25 protein-coding genes and 1 tRNA gene are annotated in these 26,339 nt (G+C 66.5%); 2 read left to right on the plus strand and 24 right to left on the minus strand.

What is annotated here, in order from left to right; all coding sequences use genetic code 11:
* On the minus strand, positions 1-4,182 hold the full coding sequence (locus LIW09_RS09950; protein ID WP_256645470.1) for a DUF3418 domain-containing protein: 4,182 nt from the start codon (positions 4,180-4,182) through the stop codon (positions 1-3).
* A 93-nt stretch (positions 4,183-4,275) separates the two neighbouring features.
* Here LIW09_RS09950 and LIW09_RS09955 point away from each other — a divergent pair, with 93 nt between their 5' ends.
* Positions 4,276-4,812: a Dps family protein gene (locus LIW09_RS09955; RefSeq protein WP_256645471.1), complete on the plus strand. Its 537-nt coding sequence runs from the start codon at positions 4,276-4,278 to the stop codon at positions 4,810-4,812.
* 62 nt (positions 4,813-4,874) lie between these two features.
* On the opposite strand, the gene LIW09_RS09960 is transcribed toward LIW09_RS09955, so the two are convergent.
* From LIW09_RS09960 to ruvB, 14 genes are all read right to left on the minus strand, one after another.
* Positions 4,875-5,204, minus strand: coding sequence for a J domain-containing protein (locus LIW09_RS09960; protein ID WP_256645472.1), 330 nt, complete (start codon positions 5,202-5,204; stop codon positions 4,875-4,877).
* On the minus strand, positions 5,201-5,800 hold the full coding sequence (locus tag LIW09_RS09965) for a hypothetical protein (RefSeq protein ID WP_256645473.1): 600 nt from the start codon (positions 5,798-5,800) through the stop codon (positions 5,201-5,203). The genes LIW09_RS09960 and LIW09_RS09965 overlap by 4 nt, the downstream gene beginning before the upstream one ends.
* Positions 5,801-5,865: 65 nt before the next feature.
* On the minus strand, positions 5,866-6,708 hold the full coding sequence (locus LIW09_RS09970) for a DUF2167 domain-containing protein (RefSeq protein ID WP_256645474.1): 843 nt from the start codon (positions 6,706-6,708) through the stop codon (positions 5,866-5,868).
* A gap of 232 nt (positions 6,709-6,940) precedes the next feature.
* Positions 6,941-7,016 (minus strand) — tRNA-Lys (locus LIW09_RS09975).
* A gap of 38 nt (positions 7,017-7,054) precedes the next feature.
* The gene (queC, locus tag LIW09_RS09980; RefSeq protein WP_256645475.1) at positions 7,055-7,750 is read right to left on the minus strand and encodes a 7-cyano-7-deazaguanine synthase QueC; all 696 of its coding nucleotides are present in this window, start codon (positions 7,748-7,750) and stop codon (positions 7,055-7,057) included.
* A gap of 59 nt (positions 7,751-7,809) precedes the next feature.
* Positions 7,810-8,496, minus strand: a complete 687-nt coding sequence (gene queE / locus LIW09_RS09985; RefSeq protein WP_256645476.1) for a 7-carboxy-7-deazaguanine synthase QueE — start codon at positions 8,494-8,496, stop codon at positions 7,810-7,812.
* Positions 8,497-8,505: 9 nt separating this feature from the next.
* Positions 8,506-9,276 (minus strand): tol-pal system protein YbgF, encoded by a 771-nt coding sequence (ybgF, locus tag LIW09_RS09990; protein ID WP_425507882.1) that lies wholly within the window; start codon positions 9,274-9,276, stop codon positions 8,506-8,508.
* Between the two features lie 17 nt (positions 9,277-9,293).
* Positions 9,294-9,827, minus strand: coding sequence for a peptidoglycan-associated lipoprotein Pal (pal, locus tag LIW09_RS09995; RefSeq protein WP_256645478.1), 534 nt, complete (start codon positions 9,825-9,827; stop codon positions 9,294-9,296).
* Between the two features lie 76 nt (positions 9,828-9,903).
* Positions 9,904-11,217, minus strand: a complete 1,314-nt coding sequence (gene tolB, locus LIW09_RS10000; RefSeq protein WP_256645479.1) for a Tol-Pal system beta propeller repeat protein TolB — start codon at positions 11,215-11,217, stop codon at positions 9,904-9,906.
* 104 nt (positions 11,218-11,321) lie between these two features.
* Complete coding sequence (tolA, locus tag LIW09_RS10005; RefSeq protein WP_256645480.1) at positions 11,322-12,182, minus strand: cell envelope integrity protein TolA; 861 nt, start codon at positions 12,180-12,182, stop codon at positions 11,322-11,324.
* A 43-nt stretch (positions 12,183-12,225) separates the two neighbouring features.
* On the minus strand, positions 12,226-12,681 hold the full coding sequence (tolR, locus tag LIW09_RS10010; protein ID WP_256645481.1) for a protein TolR: 456 nt from the start codon (positions 12,679-12,681) through the stop codon (positions 12,226-12,228).
* Between the two features lie 7 nt (positions 12,682-12,688).
* Positions 12,689-13,471 carry a protein TolQ gene (tolQ, locus tag LIW09_RS10015; RefSeq protein WP_256645482.1) on the minus strand — a complete coding sequence of 261 codons (783 nt, stop codon included), beginning with the start codon at positions 13,469-13,471 and terminating at the stop codon, positions 12,689-12,691.
* Complete coding sequence (gene ybgC / locus LIW09_RS10020) at positions 13,471-13,920, minus strand: tol-pal system-associated acyl-CoA thioesterase (protein ID WP_256645483.1); 450 nt, start codon at positions 13,918-13,920, stop codon at positions 13,471-13,473. The genes tolQ and ybgC overlap by 1 nt, the downstream gene beginning before the upstream one ends.
* A gap of 22 nt (positions 13,921-13,942) precedes the next feature.
* Positions 13,943-14,965, minus strand: coding sequence for a Holliday junction branch migration DNA helicase RuvB (gene ruvB, locus LIW09_RS10025; RefSeq protein ID WP_256645484.1), 1,023 nt, complete (start codon positions 14,963-14,965; stop codon positions 13,943-13,945).
* Between the two features lie 130 nt (positions 14,966-15,095).
* On the opposite strand from ruvB, the gene LIW09_RS10030 reads away from it, so the two are divergent.
* Positions 15,096-16,913 carry a sensor domain-containing diguanylate cyclase gene (locus LIW09_RS10030; RefSeq protein WP_256645485.1) on the plus strand — a complete coding sequence of 606 codons (1,818 nt, stop codon included), beginning with the start codon at positions 15,096-15,098 and terminating at the stop codon, positions 16,911-16,913.
* A gap of 61 nt (positions 16,914-16,974) precedes the next feature.
* Here the strand turns inward: LIW09_RS10030 and LIW09_RS10035 are convergent, their stop codons facing one another.
* The 9 genes from LIW09_RS10035 to LIW09_RS10075 form a co-directional block, all read right to left on the minus strand.
* Entirely contained in the window at positions 16,975-18,912 is a 1,938-nt protein-coding gene (locus LIW09_RS10035) for a potassium transporter Kup (protein ID WP_256647218.1), read from the minus strand.
* A 19-nt stretch (positions 18,913-18,931) separates the two neighbouring features.
* Entirely contained in the window at positions 18,932-19,519 is a 588-nt protein-coding gene (gene ruvA / locus LIW09_RS10040) for a Holliday junction branch migration protein RuvA (RefSeq protein ID WP_256645486.1), read from the minus strand.
* Positions 19,516-20,088 (minus strand): crossover junction endodeoxyribonuclease RuvC, encoded by a 573-nt coding sequence (ruvC, locus tag LIW09_RS10045; protein ID WP_256645487.1) that lies wholly within the window; start codon positions 20,086-20,088, stop codon positions 19,516-19,518. The genes ruvA and ruvC overlap by 4 nt, the downstream gene beginning before the upstream one ends.
* Before the next feature lie 41 nt (positions 20,089-20,129).
* Positions 20,130-20,849, minus strand: a complete 720-nt coding sequence (locus LIW09_RS10050; protein WP_256645488.1) for a YebC/PmpR family DNA-binding transcriptional regulator — start codon at positions 20,847-20,849, stop codon at positions 20,130-20,132.
* A 33-nt stretch (positions 20,850-20,882) separates the two neighbouring features.
* Positions 20,883-21,536 (minus strand): esterase/lipase family protein, encoded by a 654-nt coding sequence (locus LIW09_RS10055; protein WP_256645489.1) that lies wholly within the window; start codon positions 21,534-21,536, stop codon positions 20,883-20,885.
* The gene (locus tag LIW09_RS10060; protein WP_256645490.1) at positions 21,533-22,066 is read right to left on the minus strand and encodes a GNAT family N-acetyltransferase; all 534 of its coding nucleotides are present in this window, start codon (positions 22,064-22,066) and stop codon (positions 21,533-21,535) included. Before LIW09_RS10060 ends, LIW09_RS10055 begins: the two co-directional genes overlap by 4 nt.
* A gap of 21 nt (positions 22,067-22,087) precedes the next feature.
* The gene (gene aspS, locus LIW09_RS10065) at positions 22,088-23,854 is read right to left on the minus strand and encodes an aspartate--tRNA ligase (protein WP_256645491.1); all 1,767 of its coding nucleotides are present in this window, start codon (positions 23,852-23,854) and stop codon (positions 22,088-22,090) included.
* Between the two features lie 85 nt (positions 23,855-23,939).
* On the minus strand, positions 23,940-24,269 hold the full coding sequence (locus LIW09_RS10070; RefSeq protein ID WP_256645492.1) for an FmdB family zinc ribbon protein: 330 nt from the start codon (positions 24,267-24,269) through the stop codon (positions 23,940-23,942).
* A 78-nt stretch (positions 24,270-24,347) separates the two neighbouring features.
* Positions 24,348-26,189: an ABC-F family ATP-binding cassette domain-containing protein gene (locus tag LIW09_RS10075; protein ID WP_256645493.1), complete on the minus strand. Its 1,842-nt coding sequence runs from the start codon at positions 26,187-26,189 to the stop codon at positions 24,348-24,350.
* Positions 26,190-26,339 lie beyond the last annotated feature (150 nt).

Raw genomic sequence — 26,339 nt, forward strand, 5'->3', positions numbered from 1 at the left:
TCAGCCGCGACCACCGGTGGAACGCAAGCGTTCCATCCGTGCCGCCAGCCGCTTCGGCGACACCCCGCCCTTCGCCCCCAGCTCCTGCGCGAACAGCGAGACCCGCAGTTCCTCCAGGTCCCAGCGCAGCGCCTGCGCCCCGGGATCGCCCGGATCGGCTGCTTCCAACGCGGCCAGGAACGGCGCGAGATCCAACATCCGCTGCTGGTCGCGCACCGGGTCGCGCTGGGCGCGTTCGGCGCGCAGCGACAGCGCCTTCAGCCAGCGCGGGTACTCCGCCAGCGCGGCGGCCGGCGTGTCGCGCAGGAACCCGGGCGCGGCCAGCGCGGCCAGCTGCGCCTGCATGTCGTCGAGGTTGGCGCGGGCCCAGCCGATCAGCTTCGATTCGAGCTTGGCGCGCACCTCCGCGACCAGGCCGAGGATGGCCTCCGCCTGCCGCAGCCGCTGCATGGCCTCGCCGAACAGAGCCTTGGCGATGGCGTCGCGGCGCTGCGCGAAGGCGTCCGCATCGCGCACGGCGAGCAGGCCATCTGCGGTGAGCGAATCGAACGCGCCGTCCACCAGATCGGCGCGCAGGCGATCCCGCGATGCGGTGTCCGCATCGCTCTTCCAGCCCTGTCTCGCGGCCTTGGCGCCGTGGCGAAGGGAAAGTGACGCTGACCCGCTTTCCGCCGACTCGATCGCCGCATGCAGCAGCGAGATCTTCGGCTGCACCGGCAGCTGCCGGCGCGCCTGCTTCAGCTTGTCGGCCAGCGCGATGGCCAAGAGCCGGCGCACGCCCTGCGGATGCCGGCGTTCGGCTTCCTCGCGCTGCGCGTGCAGGGCCAGCGACACGCTGTCGCCGTCGTCCTGCAAGGCGGGATAGGCCGGCACGCCGCCAGCGCCGGGCACCGACACGGGGATCGGCGTGTCGGGGAACGCGGTCAGTCCCGCCTGCGCCATGCCCTGCGCAGCGTGGCGCGCGAAGGCCCTTGCAGCGCGTTCGCCGAAACGGGCGCGCAGGTCGTCGAGGTCGCGCGATTCGGCCAGCACCGCCTTGCCGTCCAGCAGGCGCAGATTGGCGCGCAGGTGCGGCTCGATCACGGCCGCATCGAAATCGGTCGCAGCCACCGCCACGCCGGAGAGCTTCTTCAGAAAGCGCGCCAGCGCTCCCTCGATGCTGTCGGCGTCCGGCTGCGCGAACGCTTCCGCGAAGGCACGGGCGAAGTCCGGCGCCGGCACGAAATTGCGCCGCAGCGCCTTCGGCAGCGACTTGATCAGCGCCGTCGCCTTGTCTTCCACGAAGCCCGGCGCCAGCCACGACAGGCGGGCGGCATCCAGCGCGTTGAGCAGGTGCAGCGGCACCGCCACCGTCATGCCGTCGTCCGGCGCGCCCGGTTCGAAGCGGTACTGCACCGCCAGCCGCGCCTCGCCCAGCGCGATGTAGGCCGGGAAGCGCGCCGCGTCGGCCTGGTCGGCCACCAGCAGGTCATCGCGCGACCACTCCAGCGCGGCCTTCTCGTCCTTCGACAATTTGCCGAACCACGCATCCAGCGCCTGCGCGTTGTGCACGTGCGGCGGCAGCCGGTCCAGGTACCAGCGCGCCTGCCAGTCCTCGTCCACCACCAGGCCGACGCGGCGCTGCTTGGCTTCCTCCTGCTGCGCCAGTTCCAGCGTGCGCAGGTTGCGGGGCAGGAAAGTGCTGCGGGTGTTGATCTCGCCGGTGAGCAGCGCCTCGCGCACGAAGATCACGCGACTCTCCTCGGGGAACAGCGCGCCGTAGTGGACCGGCTTCTTCGGCGCCAGCACCAGCCCGAACAGGCTGATCTGCTCGCTGCCCAGCACGCGGCCCTGCGCGCGCGACCAGTGCGGGTCGTGGTGGCGGCGCGCCAGCAGGTGCGGCAGCTCGGCGATCGCCCAGTCCGGCTCGATGGCGGCGTTGGTGATCGCCCACACCTTCTCGGTGTCCAGCAGCGTGGCCGACAGCAGCCACGGCGGCGGCTTCGACGCCAGCTTCGAGCCCGGGAACAGCTGGAACTTGCGGCCTCGCGGGCCGTCGTAGAGGCCTTTTTCGCCGCGATGGCCCAGCTGTGTGGGCAGGCCGGCGATCAACGCGCGGTGGATCGCGGCAAATGCGGCGGCGCTTGTCTCCTCTCCTTGCGCAGCAGGGGGAGGCTGGGAGGGGGTTGCTTGAGTACCGTGCGGTGCAACGGGAGCACCCCTCCCCAACCCTCCCCTTCGCTGAGCAGATTCTGTCCCCGACACCATTTCCCACGGCGCCTCGCACTGCAGCTTCAGCTGCCGGTGCAGCTCCCACCATTCGCGCAGCCGCAGGAAGCCGAGGAAGTGCTTGTCGGCCCATTTGCGCAGCTGCGACTGGGTCAAGTCCTCGTGCGCGGTGCGGTAGCCCTGCCACAGCTTCAGGATGCCGACGAACTCGGATTTCGCGTCGGCGAACTGCGCGTGCGCGGCATCGGCGGCGGCGCGGGCGTCGGCCGGGCGCTCGCGCGGGTCCTGGATGCCGAGGAAGCTGGCGATCACCAGCATCTCGCGCAGCACGCCGTGCGCGTGGGCGGCCACCAGCATCCGCGCCAGCTTCACGTCCACCGGCAGCTTCGCCATCGTCCGGCCGATCGCGGTGAGCTTGCGGTTCGCGTCCACCGCACCGAGTTCGCCCAGCTGCTGCCAGCCATCGGCCACCGCGCGCGCGTCCGGCGGCTCCAGGAACGGGAACTGTTCGATGTCACCCAGACCCAGCGTCAGCATCCGCAGGATCACCCCGGCCAATGCGGCGCGGCGGATTTCCGGATCGGTGAATTCCGCGCGCGAGGCGAAATCGGCTTCGGAATACAGGCGGATGCAGGTGCCCGGCGCGATGCGGCCGCAGCGGCCGGCACGCTGGTTGGCGCTGGCCTGCGAGACGTCCTCGATATGCAGGCGATCGAGCTTCTGGCGCGGGCTGTAGCGCTTGACCCGCGCCACGCCGGGGTCGACCACGTAGTGGATGCGCGGCACCGTCAGCGAGGTCTCGGCCACGTTGGTGGCCAGCACGATCCGCCGCTGCGGGCCCGGATGGAACACGCGGTCCTGATCCTTCGCGGACAGCCGCGCGTACAGCGGCAGCACTTCGGTGTGGCGGTACTTGCGCTTCTCCAGCGCCTGGTGGGCCTCGCGGATCTCGCGCTCGCCGGGCAGGAAGATCAGGGTGTCGCCCATGCCCTTGTCGCGCATGATCTCGTCGCAGGCGGCGACGATGCCGTCGACGATCGTGCGCTCGCCCGCTCCTTCCAACGATTCCGCTGCCATCCGTGGCGAAACTTCGCCGCCTTCGGATCGCCCTGCCCGGCCATCCGTGGCCGGGCGTTCGCCGGCGCGGCGGACAAGTTGTCCGCCGGCACGCGCCGGCTCACCCAGCGGCCGGTAGCGCATCTCCACCGGGTAGCCGCGCCCCTCCACGCTCACCACCGGTGCATCGCCGAAATGCGCGGCGAAGCGGCCGGTGTCGATGGTGGCCGAGGTCACCACCAGCTTCAGGTCCGGCCGCTTCGGCAGCAGCTGCTTGAGGTAGCCCAGCAGGAAGTCGATGTTGAGGCTGCGCTCGTGCGCCTCGTCGATGATCAGGGTGTCGTACTTCGACAGCCAGCGGTCGGTCTGGATTTCCGCCAGCAGGATGCCGTCGGTCATGAACTTGATCGCGGTCTGCTCGCTGACCGCGTCGTTGAAGCGGACCTGGAAGCCGACCGTGCCGCCCAACGGCACCTGCAGCTCCTCGGCCACGCGCCGCGCCACCGAGCGCGCGGCGATCCGGCGCGGCTGGGTGCAGCCGACCATGCCGGCCGCCCCGCGCCCGGCCAGCAGGCACAGCTTGGGCAGCTGGGTGGTCTTGCCGCTGCCGGTTTCACCAGCGATCACTACCACCTGGTGGGCGCGGATCAGGCCGACGATCTCGTCGGCGTGCGCGGCGATCGGCAGCGCCTCGTCCACGTGCGCGGCCGGCAGCGCGGCGGCGCGGCGCTCGCGTTCGGCCACCGAGGCCTGCAACTTGCCGAGGAAGGCGTCGCGCAGGCCGGCATCGTCCGGCTTGGCGTTCCACTTCAACCACAGCCCGAGCAGGCGGCCGCGGTCGCGGGTCAGCGCGCCGTCGATGGCGCGCCGGGCCGGGCCGGGCGCAGCCGGCTTGTGATTTGGCTGGATAGGCCCCATGGATGAGAGCAAGCGAAAGTTCCGATTTCAGGCAGACGCAGAATCCGCGTATTGTCGCCGCAAGTCCCCCGAAAGCGTGCACAGGAGTTCGCCATGTCCAAGCAAAAAGCCACCAGCAAGGCAGCCAAAGCGTCCAAAGCCGCACCCGGCGATCATGGCGTCGATATCGGCATTGGCGCCCACGATCGCGAAAAGATCGCGACCGGCCTGTCGCATTTCCTGGCGGATGCCTACACCCTCTACCTGAAAACCCACAACTTCCACTGGAACGTCACCGGGCCGATGTTCAATGCCCTGCATACCATGTTCGAGGCGCAGTACACCGAGCAATGGACCGCCCTGGACGGCATCGCGGAACGCATCCGCGCACTGGGCTTCAACGCCCCCGGCAGCTATGCCGAATTCGCCAGCCTGAGCTCGATCAAGGAAGAACCCGGCATGACCACGGCACTGGCTTGGCATGACATGGTGCAACAACTGGTGGAAGGCAACGAGGCTGCGTGCCGCACCGCGCGCAGGGTGCTGGACATCGCAGGCAAGGCCGACGATGCGCCCACCGAAGACTTGCTGACCCAGCGGCTGCAAACCCACGAGAAATACGCGTGGATGCTGCGCTCGCTGCTGCAATAAGCCATCCGGGTTGCAATGGAAAAACGACACCGCAAGGTGCCGTTTTGGTATCAGCCCACAGCTCAATGCCGGCGGCGGGCGTTCCTGTAGGCGTCGTTGATCTCGCGCGCCTTGAGTGCGGCCAATGCGCGAATTTCGGCACCCAGCGTGGCGACCTTGTCCGGATGGTATTGCGTGATCCTGGCGCGATACGCCGCCGTCACCTCCTCGTCTGACGCCCATTCGGACACCTCCAGCACCTCGTGCCAGGGGCGCGCGTCCGACGTTTCCTCCACTGCATCCGGCGGCGGCATTTCAATGTCCGCATCGTCGGGCCGATGGGTGAACACGGTAACCAGCCAGTAGCCGATGCCCAGCCCGGCGGCAATGGATGCCATTTCCACCCACGTCATTCCGCATCTCCTTGCACATCGTCATCGGCAAGCAACGCACGCCTTGCCTCCCATGCGCGTTGCAGCCGCGCCCGCGACACCGGATCCAGCACGGCATCGGCAAACACATCCGCCGATTGCGCCAACCCGCAGCGCAGGGTGACGCGACGCACCAGGTTGAGCGCAAACGGCGGGCAGGCAAGGACATCAAAGCCCATGGAGGCCATGTCCCGGCGCGATAGCCCCAGCGTCGCGCGACAGCGCAACAACCACAGCATCGCGATCAGCGTCGGCAAATAAATCAGCGCCAGCAGGCCCAGCAGCCATATCGGTGACCAGTGCATCGCAAGCGCCAGCGGCACCAGTCCGAACAGTGCAATCGCGAGCAACCAGGCCAGCCAGCGCAACGGCCGAACAGCGCGCAACACGGCCTCCAACTCAGGCCGCTGCGCATTCTCCGCACGCACTTCCCAAGCCAGGCGGAACACCGGCGCACCGGGCGACAACAAGGCAGGGAAGCCCAGGAAGCGCCCGCCCCATGTCGCCCCATCGCCCAGCGCCGCGGCCCAGCGCCGCGCCGGCCTGGTGAACACGACCTCGTCGGCATACAGCAGCATTCCGGCATCGAACAGGTAAAACGCCGCGATCGCCGGCAGCAGCAGGCCCTCGGCAGTCGGCAGGTTCAGGACTTTGCGCCCTTGCCGCCGAAGAATTTGCGAATTCCCGCTGCCATGGCGGCAAGCCCCACCATCACCAGCTTCCACATTTTCAGCAGGAAGATGCCGATCGCGGCGAACACCCCCTTCTTGGCAGCCACTGCAGCCGCGCCACCGGTGACCAGCGCAGCAAGGCCGTACTCGGCCACGTGATCGCCGGAACGGAAATCGGCATAGCGATCGCCATCCTTGAAGTTGAAACCGGGAAGCTTGCTTTTGAAGTCGGCAACCGAGGCCTGCAGTTTGTCCGGCCCGGTGACCAACAGCACCTGCATCACGCCGCGCCGACCCAACAGGCGGGTGTTGTAGTTGATGCTTTCGCCAGAGGAATGTTCACCCTTCAACCGGAACGCCCACTCCAGCGACTTGATCCCGCTGTCGTATTGCGGCTTGAATGCCCAACCGGTGACATGGATCGAATCCCAGCCGTTTTTCTTGCGCTCTTCGTTGGAGGCTTCAGTACCCTCGGTGACCGACTTCAACAAATCGTCGGCGTCGAGCTTGTCGTCGTCCTTCACATATCCGACCGGGTCGAATGAGAAAAACGCGACCCACGACAAATCGTTCTTGGCCAGCACATATTCATCGACGCCGGAGTCCGGATTTTCGGTCAGCCGATTGAACTCACGCGCGCCCTCCGGCCCGAGAAAGGCGTATCCCTCCGGCACCCGGATCTTGGCATTGGCACCCACCTGCCCATTCGTCGGCCCCTCGACCCACGGCAGTTCACTGACATCCTTGGCCTGGGCAAAGGCCAAGTTGCACCATAGCAAGCCCATCGTCAGCGTTGCCGCCATCCACTTCTTCATGAAATTCCCCGGTCATCGCCATCCCCATGGCATCCCATGATTTTATCAGGCACCAAGCACCCAGCGCATTCGCCAGCCTCACTGCGACATGCCAAATTTCCGGAACCATCAACCAGCGGATTGGGACCGAATGCGAGGCTGACTGGCTGAAAGGCAATGGTAGGTTGGCTGGGAATCGAACCCAGGACCAGCGGGTTGAGACCGAATGCGAGGCTGACTGGCTGAAAGGCAATGGTGGGTTGGCTGGGAATCGAACCCAGGACCAGCGGATTAAAAGTCCGATGCTCTACCGACTGAGCTACCAACCCGGAACAAAAGCCCCCGGCATTGCGCCGGGGTGCGCATTCTACCCGATGCGGAGCTCGACGTAGTGGGTGGGATCGACCAGGCCCGCTTCGGCGAACCCCTGCGCGCGCAGGCGGCAGGCGTCGCAGTGGCCGCAGGCGCGACCATCGGGGTCGGCCTGATAGCAGCTCACGGTCTGCGAAAAATCCACGCCAAGACGAAGCCCCTCGCGGGCAATGTCGGCCTTTGACATCCGCATCAGCGGCGCATGCACGCGAAAGCGGCTGCCTTCCACGCCGGCCTTGGTGGCGAGGTTCGCCAGCGCTTCGAAGCCGGTGATGAACTCCGGCCGGCAGTCCGGATAGCCGGAGTAGTCCACCGCGTTGACCCCGCAGAACAGGTCGGTGGCGCCCAGTACCTCGGCCCAGCCCAGTGCCACCGACAGCATGATGGTGTTGCGCGCCGGCACGTAGGTGGAGGGGATGCCCTGTCCAATCACGTGGCCGTCGGCATCGGTGGGAACGTCGATGTCATCGGTCAGCGACGATCCGCCGATGCTGCGCAGATCCACGTTCACGATCTTGTGCGCCACCGCACCCTGCGCGTTTGCGACACGGGCGGCAGCATCCAGCTCGGAGGTGTGGCGCTGGCCATAGCGCACGCTGAGCGCATGCGCGGCAAATCCCTGCTCGCGGGCGATGGCCAGCACCACGGCGGAGTCCATGCCTCCCGATACGAGAACGACTGCATTTTTCATGGTCTTGGCAACTTCATTTGCATGGGGTCATCTCCCCGGCCACGGGAAGAACGAAACATTCACCGTCCGGGCTCGTCGTTCCAAAGCAGCTTGTGCAGCTGCATCTGGAAGCGCACCGGGAGTTTTTCCGCGACGACCCAGTCCGCCAAGTCACGCGGGGTGATCTGGCCGAAGCTGGGTGAAAACAGGACGTCGCAGATCTCGTGCGGACGATGCCGCGCGATGACGTCCTTGGCCCAGTCGAAGTCCTCGCGCGAGCAGATCACGAATTTGACCTGGTCGTGCGCGGTCAACAGCGGCAGGTTGCTCCACAGGTTGCGCGCCATTTCGCCCGACCCGGGCGTCTTGATGTCGAGCACGCGCGAGACGCGCGCATCCACGCCGCCAATATCCAGCGCACCCGAGGTTTCCAGCGAGACCACGTAGCCGGCATCGCACAGTTTTTCCAGCAGCAGCAGGCAGCGTTTCTGCGCCAGCGGCTCGCCACCGGTCACGCACACGTGGCGAACGCCATGTCGCGCCACTTCGGCAAGGATGGCGTCGATGTCCCACCATTGCCCGCCATGGAAGGCGTAGGCGGTATCGCAATAGCTGCAGCGCAGGGGGCATCCGGTCAACCGCACGAAGACGCTGGGCCAGCCCGCATCGCGCGCTTCGCCCTGCAACGACAGGAAAATCTCGGTGAGCTTGAGGCGCTCTGGCTGGCGGTCCGCCGATGCGGCGGCCGCATCGGGGACGGCGTTCATCCGGCTATTTTAACGGCTGCCGGCCATCTGCATCGCGTGCAGGCGATCTTCTGCGGTTCGCGCCACGTCGGTGCCCGGGTAGCGCTGGCTGACCTGGCGCAGCGTGACCGATGCCGTATCGAACTGGCGCAACCCGTATTGGGACAAGCCCAGCTTGAGCAATGCGCCCGGCGCTTTGTCATGGCTGGGATAGCGGTCCAGCAGGCGCTGGAACTGCTGCCCGGCCAGCGCGTAGTTCTGGGTGACGTAATAGCTCTCCCCCAGCCAGTACAGCGCGTTCGGAGCAAGCTGGCCATTCGGGAAAGCGTCGAGGAAGTCGCGCAGGCGACGCGCGGATTCGACGTAGTCGCCACTCTTCATTGCATCCAGGGCATTGCCATACGACGCCTGTTCGTCCTTGCCCGCCATGCCGGTGGGGACCGGCGCTGCAGGGGCCGTGGTGATCGTGGCCGGCGCCGCTCCGGACGCAGCACCCACCGCCAGTGGTTCGGCGGTGGACACGGCTGCGCCGCCTTCCAGCCTGTCCAGACGTCCGCTCAGGTCGAGATACTGCGTGCGCTGGCTTTGTCTGGCCTGTTCCAACTGCTGCTGCAGCTGCTCGATCTGGCCGCGCTGATCCTGCACTTCAGCGCGCAGCTGGCTGATCTGGTTGACCAGTTCCGTGCCGTTTTTCTCGCCGGCAGCCTGCTGTTCCAGCGCCGCCACCCGGTCGGCCAGACTGGCGCGCTGGGCCAATGCCAGCGGCGACGCGGTCAGCGTCGCCGCCAGCAGAACGAGCATGGAAATCGCCTGCCGCATCACTTGGCGCTGTACACCAGTTCAACGCGACGGTTCTTGCTCCAGCAGTCTTCACTCGACTCGGCGCAGACCGGGCGCTCTTCGCCATAGCTGATCACCGTCAGTTGGCTGGCATTGCCGCCATTGGCCTGCAGCGCCGAGGACACCGCGTTGCCACGGCGCTCACCCAGGCCCAGGTTGTATTCGCGGCTGCCGCGCTCATCGGCATTGCCTTCCAGGCGCAGGCGCGCGCTCGGGCGATCGCGCAGATACTTGGCATGGCAGGCCATGATGGCCTGGAACTCCGGCTTCAGCGCGTCCTGGTCGAGATCGAAATACACCACCCGCTGGCGCAGGCAGGCATCGGTGTCCAGATCGGCCGGGGAATAGGTGCCCGGGGCGGTATTGACGATCGGCTGCGTGGTGGCACCATTGTCCACCGTCTGCGCGGGCGGCGGGGTTTCCTTGACTTTCTTGGTGCAGCCCACTGCAACGAGCGCGCTCAGCGCGGCGATGGTCAGGATGCGTGCAACGGGCGGAATGGAAGCAGTCATCGGAATATCCTCATCGTGGGTGTACGGAAGCGGGCCTCGGCCAGTCTAGCCGGTTGGCACGTGATCGTTTGGTGAGTCACTGTTTGCGCAAGGGCGACCACGCCGGCTCGCGCACATCCTCATCCGGCAGTGGCAACCGGTAGCGCACGCGACCATCGGTGGACACCACGTACAGCACTCCGCGACGCCCCTCGCGCGCGGCGTACAGCAGCATTGCGCCATTCGGTGCGAAGCTGGGGGACTCATCCAGCGAACCGGGCGAAAGCATGCTCCAGCGCGGGCTGCCGGTGCTGCGATCCATCAGCGCGATGCGATAGACATTGCCCGCGCCCTGCGCCGTGGCCATTTTTTTGCCGTCCGGCGACAGCGACGGGCTGGCGTTGTAGCTGCCTTCAAACGTGACCCGGGTGGCGCTGCCGCCGCCGGCGGGCACCTGGTACACCTGCGGGCGGCCACCGCGATCCGAGGTGAAGTAAAGACTGGCGCCATCCGGGCTCCAGACCGGCTCGGTGTCGATGCCAAAGTGATTGGTGAGCTGGGTCAGGTGTTTGCTGGCCAGGTCCATCACGTAGATATCGGGGTTGCCGCCCTTCGACAGGGTCATCGCCAAGCGGGTGCCGTCCGGCGAGAAGCTGGGTGCGCCGTTGATGCCGCGGAAGCTGGTGAGGCGTTCGCGGCTGCTGGTGGCGACATCCTGGATCCAGATGCCGGAATTGCCGCCCTCGAAATCCACGTAGGCAATCTTGCGGCCGTCCGGGCTCCAGGAAGGCGACATCAGCGGCTCTTTCGACTTCACCATCCAGCGTGGATTCCAGCCGTCGGCATCCGCCACCCACAGCGCATAGCGCGTGTCGCGCCCCAGCCCGGTGGAGGTGACATAGGCAATCCGCGTCCAGAACGCGCCGGGCACGCCGAGAATTTTTTCGTACACCGCATCGCTGACCTGATGCGCCACGTCGCGCATCGAGGCGGTTGGCGCGGCCAGCGCGAACCCCAGCAGGCGCTCCTGCTTGGCGACATCGAACAATTCGTATTCGGTCCGATAGCCGTCGCCCGAGGGCGCGCAGCGCCCGATCAGCAGGTAGTCCTGCTTGAGCATGCGCCAGGCCGGATAGGCCACGTCGCTGCCTTGCGTGGGCCGCTCCGGCAGGCTGGCCGGGTCGGGGCTGCGGAACTGGCCCGAGCGCCCCAGATCGGCACGCACCACGCCAGCCACGTCGGTCTGGCCGCAATCGCCGCCAAACGGCACCACCGCGATCGGCAGCGCCGCGGCATTGCCGCCGACGATGTCGATTTCCAGCCCCTTGCTCTGGGCAAACGACACCAGCGGCAGCAGCGCGCCCAACAGCAAGGCAATGCAACTCGGCAGACGAAAGCGGGATCGGCGCATGGGGCGATGGACTCTCTGCAGAAGGTGAACAGGGTCGCCGATGCCGGCACCCGCAAGATGAACGTTAGCGGACTAACCCGATCACCCGCGTGAACATGGAGTCGTCAGCGGTCTTCCGCCACGAAATTGAGATCGATCGTGCGACTGAACACGGTTTCGAAGCCGGCATATGGCAAGGGCGACGCCTTCAGCACCGCGCGCTCGACCGACTGCCTGCCCGCCGCATCGTAGGAACACGCTGGCGACACGGTGACATCGACCACTTCGCCACCTGGCAGCTGGCGAATCGAGATCCGGCAGCGCTGGCCCAGCGGCACCGTTTCCGGGCGCACCCACTGGCGCAGGATCGCCTGCTGCAGCGCGGCCGCGTATTTCGCCAGCAAGCCTGCGTCCGGGCCGCGGTTGCCGGGCGTTGCCGGCGCCGACGCAGCAGCGGGATTGCGGGCATCGGCAAGCTGCAGGGCGCGCATCTCCGCTTGCGTGCGCTCGCGCGCGGCCTGCTCGCGCTGGCGGCGAATTTCGTCAATCTGCTTTTGCTTCTGCCGCTGCAACTCCGCCTGTTTTTTCGCGTCCAGCTCGGCCTGGTCTGGCTGCCTGCGCTGTTCTTCCTGCTCGCGCGGCACCTTGGCAACCAGCGGCGAATCCGCGTTGCGCTGCACTTTTTCCTGCTCCATTGGCGCGGGTTCCGGCACCGGCGGTGGCAATGCCTTTGCCTGCGGCGGGGGCGGCACCTCGTCCGGCAGTGGTGTCGGAAGCGGCTCCGGCACCGGCTCGGGCGCACGCACTTGTTGCTGCGGCGCGCGTTGCAGCGCGCGCTGCATCGAAGGGCTCAGGTCCGATACCGTCACCAGCTCGGCTTCGATGGGATCGCCCTGGGCGGCGGCCACCGCCGCATGCTGCGGCCAGCGCAGGCCGGCGAACAACAGCACGAACAGCAGCGCATGCAGGCCCAGTGCCTGCAGCACGGCCGTTCGCGTATCCGTCCGCGTCTCCCTCATCGGCGCTGGCTCAATGCTCTTTGCCGGCACTGGGCGGGCTGCCCATCAGGCTCACCCGGGCAACGTGTGCATCGCTCTGCAGCTTTCCCATCAACGCGTAAACGCGCTGGTAGCGCACCGCGGCGTCGCCCGCCACGTACACCGGCAGCTCCGGGTCTGCCTTGATGAAGGCCGCCACCTTCGCCAGCAGCTGCGCCTCGTCCATCGCCCGCGGGCGTTTCAGGCCTTCGTACATCAATGAGAGCTCGCCCGCACCGTTGACCTGCACCACCAATGGCTGCTTCTTTTTTTGTTCGAGCGTTTTGGCATTGGCCTGCGGCAGATTGACGTCCACCCCCACGTTCAGCAACGGCGCGGTGACCATGAAGATGATCAGCAGCACCAGCATCACGTCGATATAGGGAACGACGTTGATCTCGGCCTTGAGCTTGCGCTTGCGTGCGCGGCGAAGGGAGCCAGTGGCCATGGATGCCTCAGTCGGCCTGGCGTTGCAGGATCGAGGAGAATTCTTCGCTGAAGGTCTCGTAGCGCACCGCCATGCGCTCGGCGCGGGTGGCGAAGCGGTTGTAGGCCCACACCGCCGGAATGGCCGCGAACAGGCCCATCGCGGTTGCGATCAACGCCTCCGAAATCCCCGGCGCCACGGTGGCGATGGTGGCCTCTTTCATGGTGGCCAAGCCCTGGAACGAAATCATGATGCCCCAGACGGTACCGAACAGGCCCACGTAGGGACTGATCGAACCGACGTTGGCCAGGAATTCCAGGCTGCGTTCCAGCCCGTCCAGCTCGCGCGACGCCGCGGCACGCATGCCGCGCTGTGCGCCTTCCAGCTGCATGCGCGCGTCCACGCCGCGCCGCTGGCGGATGCGGTTGAATTCGCGCATGCCGCCTTCGAAAATCGCCTCCAATCCCTCGATGCTGCGGTTGCGCTCGGTGGCGGCAGCGTACAGCTTGGGCAATTCGATGCCCGACCAGAAGCTTTCCTCGAAGCGATCGGCTTCGCGCTCGGCGCGATCCAGCAGGCGCTTTTTGCGCAGGATGATCACCCACGAAGCCAGCGACGCAAGCAGCAACAGGGCCATCACCAACTTCACCGGCAGGCTGGCGTGCAGTACCAGCTGCAGGATGTCCAGCCCCTGCCCGGTCGGTGTTGCCGCTGCAGCCTGCACGCCGGTATTGGCCAGCTCCACCGTGCTGGCTGTCGCGTTTTCGGGCAGGGCCTGCGGCAGCGATTGCAGCATGGTGGGTGCGAACATCAAGGAATCTCCACGGTGGTTGTCAGTTGCAGCAGCAAGGCATCCGGAAGCGGACGCGGGCGGAAATCGGTCGCGCGCAGCGCGGCGATCTTCACCCGGGCATCCACCAGCAAGCGGCCTTCGCATTCGATCCGCTGCGTCAGCACGAGACTGGCGCCCCGGCATTCCAGCAGACTCACGCTGACCTGAAGCTGATCGTCCAGGCGTGCCGGCGCGCGGAAATCGACCTGCACCGCGCGCACCACGAACAACAGGTTGTCGCGATGGCGCATGGTGTCCTGGTGCAGCCCCTGCCGGCGCATCCATTCGCTGCGCGCACGCTCCATGAACGCCAGATATTGGGCGTGATACACCACGCCGCCGGCATCGGTGTCTTCCCAGTACACGCGGACAGGAAAGGAAAAGGAAAGGGGGGCAGAGTGAGTTTTCCGCCCAGGATTCGCAGTCATTCCAGACTCCTCGTCGGAAAACTCACTCTGACCCCCTTTCCTTCTCGGCCTTCGGCTTGAAACCGAGGTGGCGGTAAGCCTTGGGCGTGGCCATGCGGCCGCGCGCGGTGCGCAGCAGGAAGCCCTGCTGGATCAGATACGGCTCAACCACATCCTCCAGCGTGCCGCGCTCTTCCGACAGCGCCGCCGCCAATGACTCCACGCCCACCGGGCCGCCATCGAACGCATCGATGATGATGCCCAGCATGCGCCGATCGAGCTCATCGAAGCCTTCCGGATCCACCTTCAGCATGTCCATCGCCGCGCACGCGGTGGCGGCATCGATGGCGCCTGCGCCCTTGACCTGCGCGTAATCGCGCACGCGGCGCAGCAGGCGGTTGGCGATACGCGGCGTTCCGCGCGCGCGCCGCGCCAGTTCGCCGGCGCCATCGGCATCGCAGGCAATGCCCAGGATGCTGGCCGAGCGGCGCACGATGCGGGTCAGTTCTTCCGGCGAATAGAACTCCAGCCGTTGCACGATACCGAACCGGTCGCGCAGCGGCGCGGTCAGCAAGCCTGCGCGGGTGGTGGCGCCAATCAGGGTGAACGGCGGCAAATCCAGCTTGATCGAGCGTGCGGCCGGCCCTTCGCCAATCATGATGTCGAGCTGGTAATCCTCCATCGCCGGATAAAGGATTTCCTCGACCAGCGGCGACAGACGATGGATCTCATCGACAAACAGCACGTCATGCGGCTGCAAATTGGTCAGCAACGCGGCCAGGTCGCCCGCCTTCTCGATCACCGGGCCAGAGGTCACCCGCAGGTTGACGCCAAGCTCGTTGGCGATGACGTGGGACAGCGTGGTCTTTCCCAGTCCGGGCGGGCCGAAGATCAGCACGTGGTCGAGCGCTTCGCCACGCTGCCTGGCCGCCTCAATGTAAATTTGCATTTGCTCGCGCACCGGCTGCTGGCCGAGGTATTCGTCCAGCCGGCGCGGGCGGATGCTGGCATCCAGCGCCTCGTCTTCGCGGGTGGCGTCGGGGGCAATCAGGCGGGGATCGGTCATGCTCCGATTATCGCCCGCCGCAGCGGCTTTTGCCCGCCAACCCGCCGCTGCCCATGTCCCGCGCCGTGCGCCTTGTCGACAGGGCCCGATCAGCATTGCGCAGCATCGCCGCAATTATTACCCTCCAGACATGACGGATACCGCGAACGGCTCCGCACCGCCTGCCAACAGCTTGCCGCGGCTTGTCGTGTTCGCGCTGGGCTTCGCCGCCTGCGCTTGGTGGTCAATCCACATGACCGCGGGGCCCTCGGGGTTTTCGATGCTGTGGGTGCCCAGCGGGATCCTGTTCGGCGTCCTGCTGACCTCCCCGCGGCAACACTGGAACGGCTATCTGCTGGGAGCCCTGCTGGGGTTCCTGGCGGCCAACGCACAGCGCAACGGCCTGGGGCCGCTGACGCTGCTGCTCAGTCTGTGCAACGTGTTCGATGCCTGGCTGGCTGCGCGCATCGTGGCACCGCGGGTGACGGACATCGGGCAACTGGCGTCCATCAATCGCACCCTGCGCGTGGCTGGCGCTGCAATCATTCTTTCGTGCTCGCTGTCTGCGCTGGTCGCCGCGACGGCGCGACATGCGCTGCCTCCGGGGACATACGGGTTCGCCGTCCTGGTCGAAACCTGGCTGGCCTCGCACGTCATGGGGATGGTGATCTTCGGCACGCTGACGGTCGTCGCCCGGGTTGAAGGCAGGCGCATGCTGGGGCCACCCAAGCGGCGTCCGGAGTTGGCGGCAACGCTGGTGCTGGTCGCCGGAAGCACCTGGCTCATTTTCGCCCAGGCCCACCTTGCGGCCTCGTTCCTGTTGTTTCCGCCCCTGCTGCTCTGCGTGCTGCGCCACCGCTTCAGCGGATTCGTGCCCGCCATCGCACTGATCGCGCTGATTGCCACCATGCAGACTGCGGCGGGCCATGGGCCCTTCGTATTGGGCGCCGGGCTGGACGACGGCGTGACGCGTGCGCGCCTGCTGCAGCTTTTCATCCTGTGCTGCTGCATGCTGGCATTCCCGATCGCGTCGGTGTTGACCGAACGACGGATCCAGACGCACAAGCTGCGTCGCAGCGAACAGCAGTATCGGATCCTGGCCGAGTATTCGCGTGACCTGATCATCCGCATCACCCCGGACCGCACGTTCGACTACATCTCTCCATCGGTGACCGAGCTGCTGGGATGGGATCCGCAGGAATTTGAAAGGCGACGCTGGGAGCTGGTGCATCCGGAGGACGTCGCGATCCTGCAGGACGCGATGGCCCCGCTCCATGAAGGCGGGGGCGTGGCGAGTCTGGTGTATCGCTGCCGGCACAAGCAGGGCCACTACATCTGGTTGGCCGCCAATGTGCGCAGCGTGCGGGACGAGCAGGGCCTGATGGCGCTGGTGTTTTCCGGCCGTGACGTGACTTCGCGCATCGAAGCCGAGCACGCGCTGGAACAACAGGCCCGGCGCGACCCGCTCACCGGCCTGGCAAACCGCCTGCTGTTCGAGGAGCGCATGGCGCTGGCATTGGCTCGGGCCCAGCGCAACAAGACGCGGGTGGGACTGCTGTATTTCGATGTGGATCACTTCAAGCGGATCAACGACAGCCACGGGCATGCCGCAGGCGACTATGCGCTTCGCGCGTTCGCGCAGCGAATGACCCAATGCGTCCGCTCGGTGGATCTGGCCGTGCGGCTGGGCGGCGATGAGTTCGTCGTGGTCGTGGAAGACATCGCCACCCCGCAGAGCCTGCTGTTCATTGCCGACAAGTTGCTGGCGGCGACGCGGGAACCCGTGCTGTTCGGCACCACGCCGCTGCAGATCGGCACCAGCATCGGAATCGCCATGAGTGGCCCCATGCATTCGGATATCGCCGCATTGATGGCGCTGGCCGATACCGCCCTGTACCAGGCCAAAGCTGCCGGCCGCGGCACCTGGCGGCTTGCCATCCCGCCTGAGGGCGACGGCCCTCCCTCCTGAGCCCGCTGCAGGCCACCCCGCAGCCTGCCCGGCGCATCAGCCGGGCGAGTGCAAGAACGCCTCAGATCTCGACCTGCGCCCCCAGCTCCACCAGGCGGTTGCCGGGGATGCGGAAGAACGCGGTCGCCGGCGCGGCGTTGCGGTGCATGAACGCAAACAGCTTGTCGCGCCAGATCGGCATGCCGCGACGGCGCCCGGCGACGACGCTCTCGCGGCTGACGAAATAGGTGGTATCCATCGGATTGAAGGCCAGCTCGCATTGGTCGCAGCTGCGCATCAGCGCCACCGGCACGTCCGGTGTTTCCATGAAGCCGTAGCGCACGATGACCCGGTAGAAGTCATTGCCTGCGATGGGCTCGATCTTCATCCGCCGCTCCTGCGGCGCGTACGGCACGTTCAAGGTTTCCACGGTCAGGAACACGTTGCGTTCGTGCAGCACCTTGTTGTGCTTGAGGTTGTGCAGCAGCGCGTGCGGCACCACGTCCGGGCTGGCGGTCAGGAACACCGCCGTGCCCGGCACCCGCACCGGCGGCGCCAGCATCAGGCCGGGCAGGAAGGTATCCAGCTGGATCCCCTCTTTCCGCACTTCGGCATTGAGCAATTCGCGGCCACGACGCCAGGTGCGCAACATGGTGAACAGCAGCAGCCCGAGCGCCAATGGGAACCAGCCGCCGTCCGGGATCTTGGCACCGTTGGCGACCACGAACGCCGCCTCCACCACCGCGAACACCAGGCACAGCGGCAGCACCCAGTGCCGCCAGCCTGGCCACAGCGCGTACGCCACGATCGCCAGCAGCAACGTGTCGATCAGCATCGTCAGCGACACCGAGATGCCATAGGCCGTGGCCAGGGCGGTCGAGGTGCGGAACGCCAGCACCAGTGCCACCACCAGCACCATCAACGTCCAGTTGATGCTCGGCACGTAGATCTGGCCGATGGTGTCGCTGGAGGTGTGCTTGATCCGCATGCGCGGGATGTAACCCAGCTGCATCGCCTGCCGGGCCACCGAGAACGCACCGGTGATGACCGCCTGCGAGGCGATGACGGTCGCGGCGGTGGCCAGCAGGATCATCGGCCAGCGCGCCCAGTCGGGCACGCCGATGTAGAACGGGTTGTGGATGGCCAGCGGATCCTGCAGTACCAGTGCGCCCTGGCCCAGGTAGTTCAACATCAGCGCCGGCAACACGAAGAAGTACCACGCCATGCGGATCGGCCGCGCGCCGAAATGGCCCATGTCCGCATACAGCGCCTCGCCACCGGTCACCGCCAGGACCACCGCGCCGAGGATGAAAATGCCGTGGAAATGGTGCTCCATGAAAAAGCGCATGGCCCACCACGGGCTGAACGCCTTCAGCACCTCGGGCGCGTGGAACATGTTGAATACGCCGATGGCGGCCAGAGAAGCGAACCACAGGATGGTGATCGGGCCGAAGATCTTGCCGACCTTGGCAGTGCCATGCTTCTGCGACGCGAACAGGCAGACCAGCACCAGCACGGTCAGCGGCACGATCCAGTGGTGCAGGCTGGGCGCGACCACTTCCAGGCCCTCGATGGCGGAAAGCACCGAAATCGCCGGCGTGATCACGCCGTCACCGAAGAACAACGACGCGCCGAAGATGCCGAGGATGCCGACGTAATAGGCCGCCCTGGACCCCTTGCGCAGCGTGCGCTGGGCCAGCGCCATCAGCGCCATGATGCCACCCTCGCCATCATTGTCCGCGCGCATGATGATGGTCACGTACTTGGCGGTGACCGTGATCATCAGCGCCCAGAACACCATCGAGAGGATGCCCAGCACGGTATCGTGGTTGGCCACCAGGCCGAAGTGCGGCGAAAACGCTTCCTTGAGCGTGTACAGCGGGCTGGTGCCGATGTCGCCGAACACCACGCCGATCGCGCTGATGACCAATGCCATTCCCGCGCCACCGGAATGACCGTCGTTACCCTGCGAGTGCACGGGCATGGTGGAACTTGGAGAGGTCATGGGCATTCGCGGGATGGGTCTGTTGCGGGCCAGCTCAGCGCAGCGCGGACTGTAGCGCTTTGCGGATGATGGCAGGGACGTCGTCGCCGTTGGCAGCGGCTTTTTTCGCCATGCGATCCGCCTCGGCCGGCTTGTAACCCAGCGCCTGCAGCGCATTGCATGCCTCGGAGACCGGGTCGCCCGGCAGCGCCATGCCGCCCACGACGCTTTCGCCGCCCAGGTCAGCGGCACGATCGCGCAACTCGACGACCATGCGCTCGGCGGTCTTCTTGCCGATGCCTGGAATGCGGGTCAGCGCCGCAATGTCGCCGGTTTGCACCAGGCGCGCGAAGTCGGCAACGCTCACGCCCGAGAGCACCGCCAGCGCGATCCTGGCGCCGATTCCCGACACTTTCTGCACGTCGCGGAACAGCCGCCGCTCGGCATCGCGCAGGAAGCCGTACAGCGACACGCTGTCTTCCTTCTGCGCGTAGTGGGTGAACAGGAACACTTCCCGGCCCACCTCGGGCAGGTCGTAGAAGGTGCTCATCGGTGCTTCCAGCTCGTAGCCGACACCGCCCACGTCCACCACGATCCACGGCGGCGCCTTGTGAATCAGGATGCCTTTCAACCGACCGATCATCGCCGTCCCCTGCCTTTGCGTCCCCAGGCGATGCTTGCGGCCACGCCCAGCCGTTGCGCACTCGCGCGCACATGCGCGTGGGTGATCGCCACCGCCAGCGCGTCGGCGGCATCGGCCTGCAACTTGCCGGCCAGCCCCAACATCGCCCCCACCATGTGTTGCACCTGCGTCTTGTCGGCGCCGCCGCTGCCGACCAGCGCCAGCTTGATTTCCTTGGCGGCATATTCGCTCACCGGCAAGTCGCGCGCCACGCATGCGGCGACCGCTGCGCCGCGCGCTTGCCCAAGCTTGAGCGCGGACATCGCGTTGTTGGACAGGAACACCTGTTCCACCGCGACTTCATCCGGCGCGTATTGCTCGATCAGCGCCCACAGTCCGTCCAGCAGCAGGCGCAGGCGCAGCGGGAAGGAGTCGGCCGCCAGCAGCACCAGCGGCTGGTGATGGACGTGGATCACCTTGCCATCCGCGGCGACGTCGATGATGCCGACGCCGGTGCGCTGCGAGCCTGGATCGATCCCCAGCACCCTGACGGCTGCGGGAGTCCGGACGCTGGATTCGGGTTTTGACATCATGCTGCTGGCGACGGCCAATGCGCCCCCGGGGCGCGGGCTCAGCCCAACCCGGAAGCGTTGGAATAGACGTCCTGGACGTCATCCATGTCTTCCAGCCAGCGCAGGAGTTTCTGCACCTGCTCGGCCACGTCGCCGTCCACCGGGCTGTCGTTGTCGGCGCGCATGGTCACCTCGGCAAACCCCGGCACCAGTCCCGCCGCCACCATTGCCTCCTTGACGCCCGCAAACGCCTCGGGCGAGGTCAGCACGTCGATCGCGCCATCCTCCGGATAGACCACCACATCATCGGCACCCGCCTCGATCGCGGCCTCGGTGATCGCGTCCTCGTCGGCGCCGCCCTCGTAGCTGAGCACGCCCATCTTGTGGAACATGAAGCTCACCGAGCCTTCGGTACCGAGATTGCCGCCGAACTTGCCGAACGCGTGGCGCACATCGGCCACCGTGCGCACGCGGTTGTCGGTCAGGCAGTCCACGATCACCGCCACCCCGCCCGCGCCGTATCCCTCGTAGCGGATTTCTTCATAGGTGATGCCTTCCAGCTCGCCGGTGGCCTTCTTGATCGCGCGTTCGATCACGTCCTTGGTCATGTTGACCGCAAGACCCTTGTCGATCGCCACGCGCAGGCGCGGATTGCTGGATGGGTCGCCCCCGCCGCCGCGCGCGGCCACCGAAATCTCACGAATGATCTTGGTGAAAATCTTGCCGCGCTGCGCATCTTGTGCGTTCTTGCGGGCTTCGATGGAGGGGCCACGTCCCATTGCGGTATCCGGCGATTGAAGCGAAGCGGCGGATTATACGGCGGACGTCTGGCTGGCGCGCTCAAACCGTCCGTCGCGCAGGAACGCGGTGGCACGCAGCACTGCCGCATCGGAAAACAGCAACCCGCTGTGACTGGCGCGCACCACCGCATGATCGGCCAGGCCAGGCACCCGGGTTTCGCGGATGGCCACGGTGCCGTCATGCTCACCGGCAAGGCGCGCCACCATGCCGCCCAGGCCGCGCGGCACGCAGCCTGCGATCGCACCAACGTGCAGGCCTGCCGGAATGCGGCCGACGCCTGCCGCAAGCAGGCTGCGGTTCTGCCCGACCAGGGCCGCGCCACCGGGAATCTTCGAGGCGATGCTGGTCGCCGCCTGGCTGCCGGCCAGCGGCGAACCCAGGCAGACGATACGACCCACGCTGCCCGCACCGGCCTGCTCTGCGGCCCGCAGGCCGAGCAGCCCACCCAGGCTGTGCGCCAGCACATGCGTGCCGGGCCGTTGCAGCAGCGCATCCGCCAGTCGTGCGACAACCGAATCGGTGCCTTGCAACAGGCTGTAATAACCAAACAGGTCCGCTTCGAACCCCTGCCGGCGCAGACGGGTGGCCAGCCAATGCATGCTGAAGCTGCGCATCCACAACCCATGCACCAGCAGCACGCGGCCTGCCACCGGGCGGGCGCTCATGCCGCGGAAGCGCTGCGCCGATACATGAATTCGCGGTCGCGCTGCGCGCCAACGATGAATTCGTATTCGCCGGCGAACGCAAAACCATAGCGCGCGTAGAAGCGCTGCGCGCCGGGGTTTTCCGACCACACGCTGAGCCACAGCGTGCGCGGGCCATCACGCAGCAGCCAGGCCATCGCCGCGTCCATCAACCGCCGCCCCACCCCGCCGTTTTGTGCCTCGCTGCGCAGGTACAACCGCTTGAGTTCGCCATCGCCAGCGCGCACGTCCGGGTGCGGCAGCCCGCATGGGCCCGCCTGGGCGTAACCAATCGCGCGCCCGCCGCGCTCTGCAATCCAGAGTGCATGGTCCGCCCGTGCCAGCAACTTGGCGTAAGCCGCCTCGGAATGACTTGCAGCAAGGAAGGCCTGCAGATCCTGCGGCGTGTAGAGATGCCCGAAGGTGTCCACGAAGGTGGCCGCGCCCAGTTCCGCCAATGCGGCGGCATCCCCGGGAACGGCGCGACGGATGGCGGAATCGACGCAGCTCATGCAGATCCAGGGTTGGCGGACTCAGCCCGCCGCCTTCGGCCGCACCTGCACGTGCACCTCGGTCAACTGCTTCTCGGGCACTTCGCTGGGCGCGCCGGTCATCAGGCACTGCGCGGTGGTGGTCTTGGGGAAGGCGATCACGTCGCGGATCGACTCGGTGCCGGCCATCAGCGCGGCGATGCGGTCGATGCCGAAGGCGATGCCGCCGTGCGGCGGCGCGCCGTATTTGAGCGCGTCCAGCAGGAAGCCGAACTTGCCCTCGGCTTCCTCGGCGCCGATGCCAAGCAGCTCGAACACCGCCGATTGCATTGCCGAGTTGTGGATGCGGATCGATCCGCCGCCGATCTCGTTGCCGTTCAGCACCATGTCGTAACCGCGCGACACCGCGGTCTTCGCGTTCGCGCGCAGATCCTCGATGTTGTCCACCGCCGGCGCGGTGAAGGGGTGATGCAGGGCCACGTAGCGGGATTCTTCTTCGTCCCAGTCGAACATCGGGAAATCAGTGACCCACAGCGGTGCCCAACCGTCGCGCACCAGGTTGAACTCCTTGCCGGCTTTCAGGCGCACCGCGCCCATGAAGTCGGACACCTTGTTGTAGGCGCCGGCGCCGAAGAACACGATGTCGCCCTTGCCCGCACCCACGTGCGCCAGCAGCGCGGCAAGGGCTTCCGCGGAGAAAAACTTGGCGATCGGCGAATTGACCGCGCCGCTGTCGTCCAGCTTGGCGTAGGCCAGGCCCTTGGCGCCGAACTTGGCCGCATGCGCGGCATAGTCGTCGATCTGCTTGCGCGACAGCGCCGCGCCACCAGGGATGCGCAGCGCGGCCACGCGACCGCCGGCATCGTTGGCAGCGGCGGTGAACACCGCGAATTCGCAGTCCTTCACCAGATCGGCCACATCGACCAGTTCCAGCGCGATGCGCAGGTCGGGCTTGTCGGAGCCGTAGCGCCGCATCGCCTCGGCCCAGGTCAGGCGCGGGAATTCGGCGGCAAGCGTGACGCCAGCCACCTCGTGGAACACGTCGCGGACCATTGCCTCCACGGTGTCCTGCACGTCGCGCTCGGCCACCCAGGCGAATTCCATGTCGAGCTGGGTGAACTCCAGCTGGCGGTCGGCGCGAAGCGCTTCGTCGCGGAAGCAGCGGGCGATCTGGTAGTAGCGGTCGAAGCCCGCCATCATCAGTATCTGCTTGAACAGCTGCGGGCTTTGCGGCAGCGCGTAGAACTCGCCCGGGTGCATGCGCGCGGGGACGAGGAAGTCGCGCGCGCCCTCGGGCGTGGCCTTGGTCAGGATCGGCGTTTCAATATCCTGAAAGCTGCGCGCATCCAGCCAGTGGCGCAGCGCGCTGACCAGGCGGGTGCGAATGCGCATCTTGCGCTGCATGTCCGGGCTGCGCAGGTCCAGGTAGCGGTACTTCAAGCGAATGTCTTCGCCCGGGTTCTCGTGGTGGTGGAACGGCAGCGGCTCGGCCTTGTTCAAGACTTCGATCGTCTCGGCCACCACTTCCACTTGTCCGGTGCGGATTTTCGGATTGACGTTCTGGCGGCGACGCACGGTGCCGGTGATGCGCAGGCAATCCTCGTAGCCAACGCTGGCGGCGACGGCCAACATGGCGGCATTGCCCGCCGCGTCCGCCGGTTCGGCTACCGCTTGCACGATGCCTTCGTGGTCGCGCAGGTCGATGAACACGATCTGGCCCATGTCGCGGGCCACATCGGCCCAACCGCACAGGGTGACAGTCTGGCCAATCAACGTGTCGTCGATCAGGCCGCAGAAATGGGTACGCATGGACACTCCGGAACGCGAATGGCGCAGGCGTCGCGCCCGCGCGTAGCCGGCTATTTTAGCCGATGCGCCGGCGTTGCCCGCAGGATCAGTCTGCGCTGGCTGCCGGCTTGCTTGCCGTCGGCTTGCTGTCTGCCGCAGGCCTGGCTTCGGGCTTGCTTTCCGGCTTGGCCGCGGACGCCGGCTCCGCAGGCTTGGCCGCGTCGCCGGCGAGGTTGCGCTTCTTGTCGCCGTCTTTCTTGAAATCGGTTTCGTACCAGCCGCTGCCGGACAGGCGGAACTGCGGCGCGGTCAGTTGGCGATGCACCTGCCCCTCGGCGCCACAGGTCGGGCAGGCCGTCGGGTCGGTGTCGGACAATTTTTGCAGGCGGTCGAATTGATGCCCGCAGGCATGGCAGGCGAAGGCGTAAATAGGCATGTCGGGATCACACTGCGAATGGCGTTGGGGATGTTGCGGCGGCAGGGCGCGGTTTCAAGTGGGCTGCTGAACGAGCGATCAGCCGTACAGCGCCAGCAATTCGGCTTCGGCCTGCTCAAGCTCCGCACGCAGCTGCATTTGCTGGCGTCCAAGGTCCGCGACCCGGCCGGCATCGGCATACACCGCCGGGTCTGCCGCCAGCGCGACGCATTCGGCCAGTTTTTCCTCCAGCCGCGCCACCCGGGTTTCCGCCTTTTGCAGTTTGTGCGGGTTGGGCTTCGCAGGCTGCTTGGCCGGCGCAGGCGCTGGTGCAGCCTTCGGCACCGGCGTCTTCGGATTATCGCTGCCGGGTCGCGAGCGCAGCCAGGCCGCGTATTCGTCCAGATCGCCATCGAACGCCTCGACCTTGCCACCCGCCACGCGCCAATAGTTGTCGCAGACCAAACCGATCAAATGGCGATCATGGCTGACCATCACGATGGCGCCATCGAAATCGCTCAGCGCCTCGGCCAAGGCTTCGCGCATGTCGAGATCAAGGTGGTTGGTCGGTTCATCGAGCAGCAGCACGTTCGGGCGGCGCCAGGCCAGCAGCGCCAGCGCCAGGCGCGCCTTCTCGCCACCGCTGAAGGTGTCGATGACTTCGAACGCGCGGTCGCCGGGGAAATTCCAGCGCCCGAGAAAATCGCGCAATTCCTGGTTGGCCACGTCTGGCGCGAGCTTGCGCAGGTGGTCCAGCGGGGTACTGCCAAACTGCAGCGACTCCACCGTGTGCTGCGCGAAGTAGCCGATGCGCAGGTCGGGATGCGCCTTGCGCTCCCCTTGCAGCGGCGCCAACTCGCCCACCAGCGTTTTCACCAGCGTCGATTTGCCGGCGCCATTGGGGCCGAGCAGGCCGATGCGGTCGCCGGCTTCGAGGCCGAAATTGACGTTGCGCAGGATCACCGCGTCATCGCCGTAACCGGCTTCCACGTCATGCAGCGACAGCAGCGAATTCGGCAACCGCAGCGGCTCCGGCAGGGTGATGTGCAGCGAGCGTTCGGCGCGCACCGCTTCGGTGCCGGCGAGTTTGGCCAATCGCTTCATCCGCGACTGCGCCTGCCTGGCCTTGCTGGCCTTGGCCTTGAAGCGGTCGATGAAGCTTTGCAGGTGCGCGCGTTCGGCCTGTTCCTTGTCGTGCGCGATCTGCTGCTGGCGCAGGTGCTCGGCGCGCTGGCGCTCGAAGTCGGTGTAATTGCCGGCGTACAGCTTCGCCTTGCCCTCGTGCAGATGCAGGATGTGGGTGGTGACGTTGTCGAGGAATTCGCGGTCGTGGCTGATCACCAGCAGGGTGCCGTCGTAACGCTTGAGCCATTCCTCCATCCACACCACGGCGTCGAGGTCGAGATGGTTGGTGGGCTCGTCGAGCAACAGCAGGTCGCTGGGGGTCATCAGCGCGCGCGCCACGTTCAGGCGCACCCGCCAGCCGCCGGAAAAATCCGCGACCGGCTTTTCATGGGTGTCCGCGGAAAACCCCAGACCATGCAACAGGCGGCCGGCGCGCGCGCTGCCGTCATAGCCGTTCAATTCTTCCAACCGGTGATGCGCTTCGGCAACGGCTTCCCAATCTTCGGCGGCGAATGCATTGGCTTCGGCCTGCACGGCCGCATGCACGGCGGCATCGCCGGACAACACGAAGTCGATGGCGGGGTCGGGCAGGTGCGGCGTTTCCTGCGCCACCGACGCGATGCGCGCCTTGCCGGGCAGGTCGAGGTCGCCCTTGTCGGCTTCAACCTCACCCATCAAGGCGGCAAACAGACTGGATTTGCCCGCACCGTTGCGACCAATCACGCCCACCCGCCAGCCGGCGTGCAGGGTCAGGTCAACATCGGACAGGAGCAGGCGTTCGCCGCGGCGGAGGGCGAAATTGCGGAAGGAAATCATTGCCGGAGATTTTACCGGCAAAGCGGCCCAACGCCGGTGTACCGGCACAAATTCCAAACTTTAGCGCATGTTTCCATGCCCGGCGCGGGTTTGTATCACAGTTAAACCGGTGTTAAACAGCATGGGCAGTCACGACTCTTTGGAGGATAC

The organism is Thermomonas paludicola (genome assembly GCF_024498955.1).
GTDB classification, from domain to species: Bacteria; Pseudomonadota; Gammaproteobacteria; order Xanthomonadales; family Xanthomonadaceae; genus Thermomonas; species Thermomonas paludicola.

Coding starts and splice junctions, on each gene's coding strand:
- LIW09_RS09950 (WP_256645470.1), bottom strand. CDS start 4,182: ATGGGGCCTATCCAGCCAAATCACAAGCCGGCTGCGCCCGGCCCGGCC.
- LIW09_RS09955 (WP_256645471.1), top strand. CDS start 4,276: ATGTCCAAGCAAAAAGCCACCAGCAAGGCAGCCAAAGCGTCCAAAGCC.
- LIW09_RS09960 (WP_256645472.1), bottom strand. CDS start 5,204: ATGACGTGGGTGGAAATGGCATCCATTGCCGCCGGGCTGGGCATCGGC.
- LIW09_RS09965 (WP_256645473.1), bottom strand. CDS start 5,800: ATGCTGCTGTATGCCGACGAGGTCGTGTTCACCAGGCCGGCGCGGCGC.
- LIW09_RS09970 (WP_256645474.1), bottom strand. CDS start 6,708: ATGAAGAAGTGGATGGCGGCAACGCTGACGATGGGCTTGCTATGGTGC.
- queC (WP_256645475.1), bottom strand. CDS start 7,750: ATGAAAAATGCAGTCGTTCTCGTATCGGGAGGCATGGACTCCGCCGTG.
- queE (WP_256645476.1), bottom strand. CDS start 8,496: ATGAACGCCGTCCCCGATGCGGCCGCCGCATCGGCGGACCGCCAGCCA.
- ybgF (WP_425507882.1), bottom strand. CDS start 9,276: ATGCTCGTTCTGCTGGCGGCGACGCTGACCGCGTCGCCGCTGGCATTG.
- pal (WP_256645478.1), bottom strand. CDS start 9,827: ATGACTGCTTCCATTCCGCCCGTTGCACGCATCCTGACCATCGCCGCG.
- tolB (WP_256645479.1), bottom strand. CDS start 11,217: ATGCGCCGATCCCGCTTTCGTCTGCCGAGTTGCATTGCCTTGCTGTTG.
- tolR (WP_256645481.1), bottom strand. CDS start 12,681: ATGGCCACTGGCTCCCTTCGCCGCGCACGCAAGCGCAAGCTCAAGGCC.
- tolQ (WP_256645482.1), bottom strand. CDS start 13,471: ATGTTCGCACCCACCATGCTGCAATCGCTGCCGCAGGCCCTGCCCGAA.
- ybgC (WP_256645483.1), bottom strand. CDS start 13,920: ATGACTGCGAATCCTGGGCGGAAAACTCACTCTGCCCCCCTTTCCTTT.
- ruvB (WP_256645484.1), bottom strand. CDS start 14,965: ATGACCGATCCCCGCCTGATTGCCCCCGACGCCACCCGCGAAGACGAG.
- LIW09_RS10030 (WP_256645485.1), top strand. CDS start 15,096: ATGACGGATACCGCGAACGGCTCCGCACCGCCTGCCAACAGCTTGCCG.
- ruvA (WP_256645486.1), bottom strand. CDS start 19,519: ATGATCGGTCGGTTGAAAGGCATCCTGATTCACAAGGCGCCGCCGTGG.
- ruvC (WP_256645487.1), bottom strand. CDS start 20,088: ATGTCAAAACCCGAATCCAGCGTCCGGACTCCCGCAGCCGTCAGGGTG.
- LIW09_RS10050 (WP_256645488.1), bottom strand. CDS start 20,849: ATGGGACGTGGCCCCTCCATCGAAGCCCGCAAGAACGCACAAGATGCG.
- LIW09_RS10055 (WP_256645489.1), bottom strand. CDS start 21,536: ATGAGCGCCCGCCCGGTGGCAGGCCGCGTGCTGCTGGTGCATGGGTTG.
- LIW09_RS10060 (WP_256645490.1), bottom strand. CDS start 22,066: ATGAGCTGCGTCGATTCCGCCATCCGTCGCGCCGTTCCCGGGGATGCC.
- aspS (WP_256645491.1), bottom strand. CDS start 23,854: ATGCGTACCCATTTCTGCGGCCTGATCGACGACACGTTGATTGGCCAG.
- LIW09_RS10070 (WP_256645492.1), bottom strand. CDS start 24,269: ATGCCTATTTACGCCTTCGCCTGCCATGCCTGCGGGCATCAATTCGAC.
- LIW09_RS10075 (WP_256645493.1), bottom strand. CDS start 26,189: ATGATTTCCTTCCGCAATTTCGCCCTCCGCCGCGGCGAACGCCTGCTC.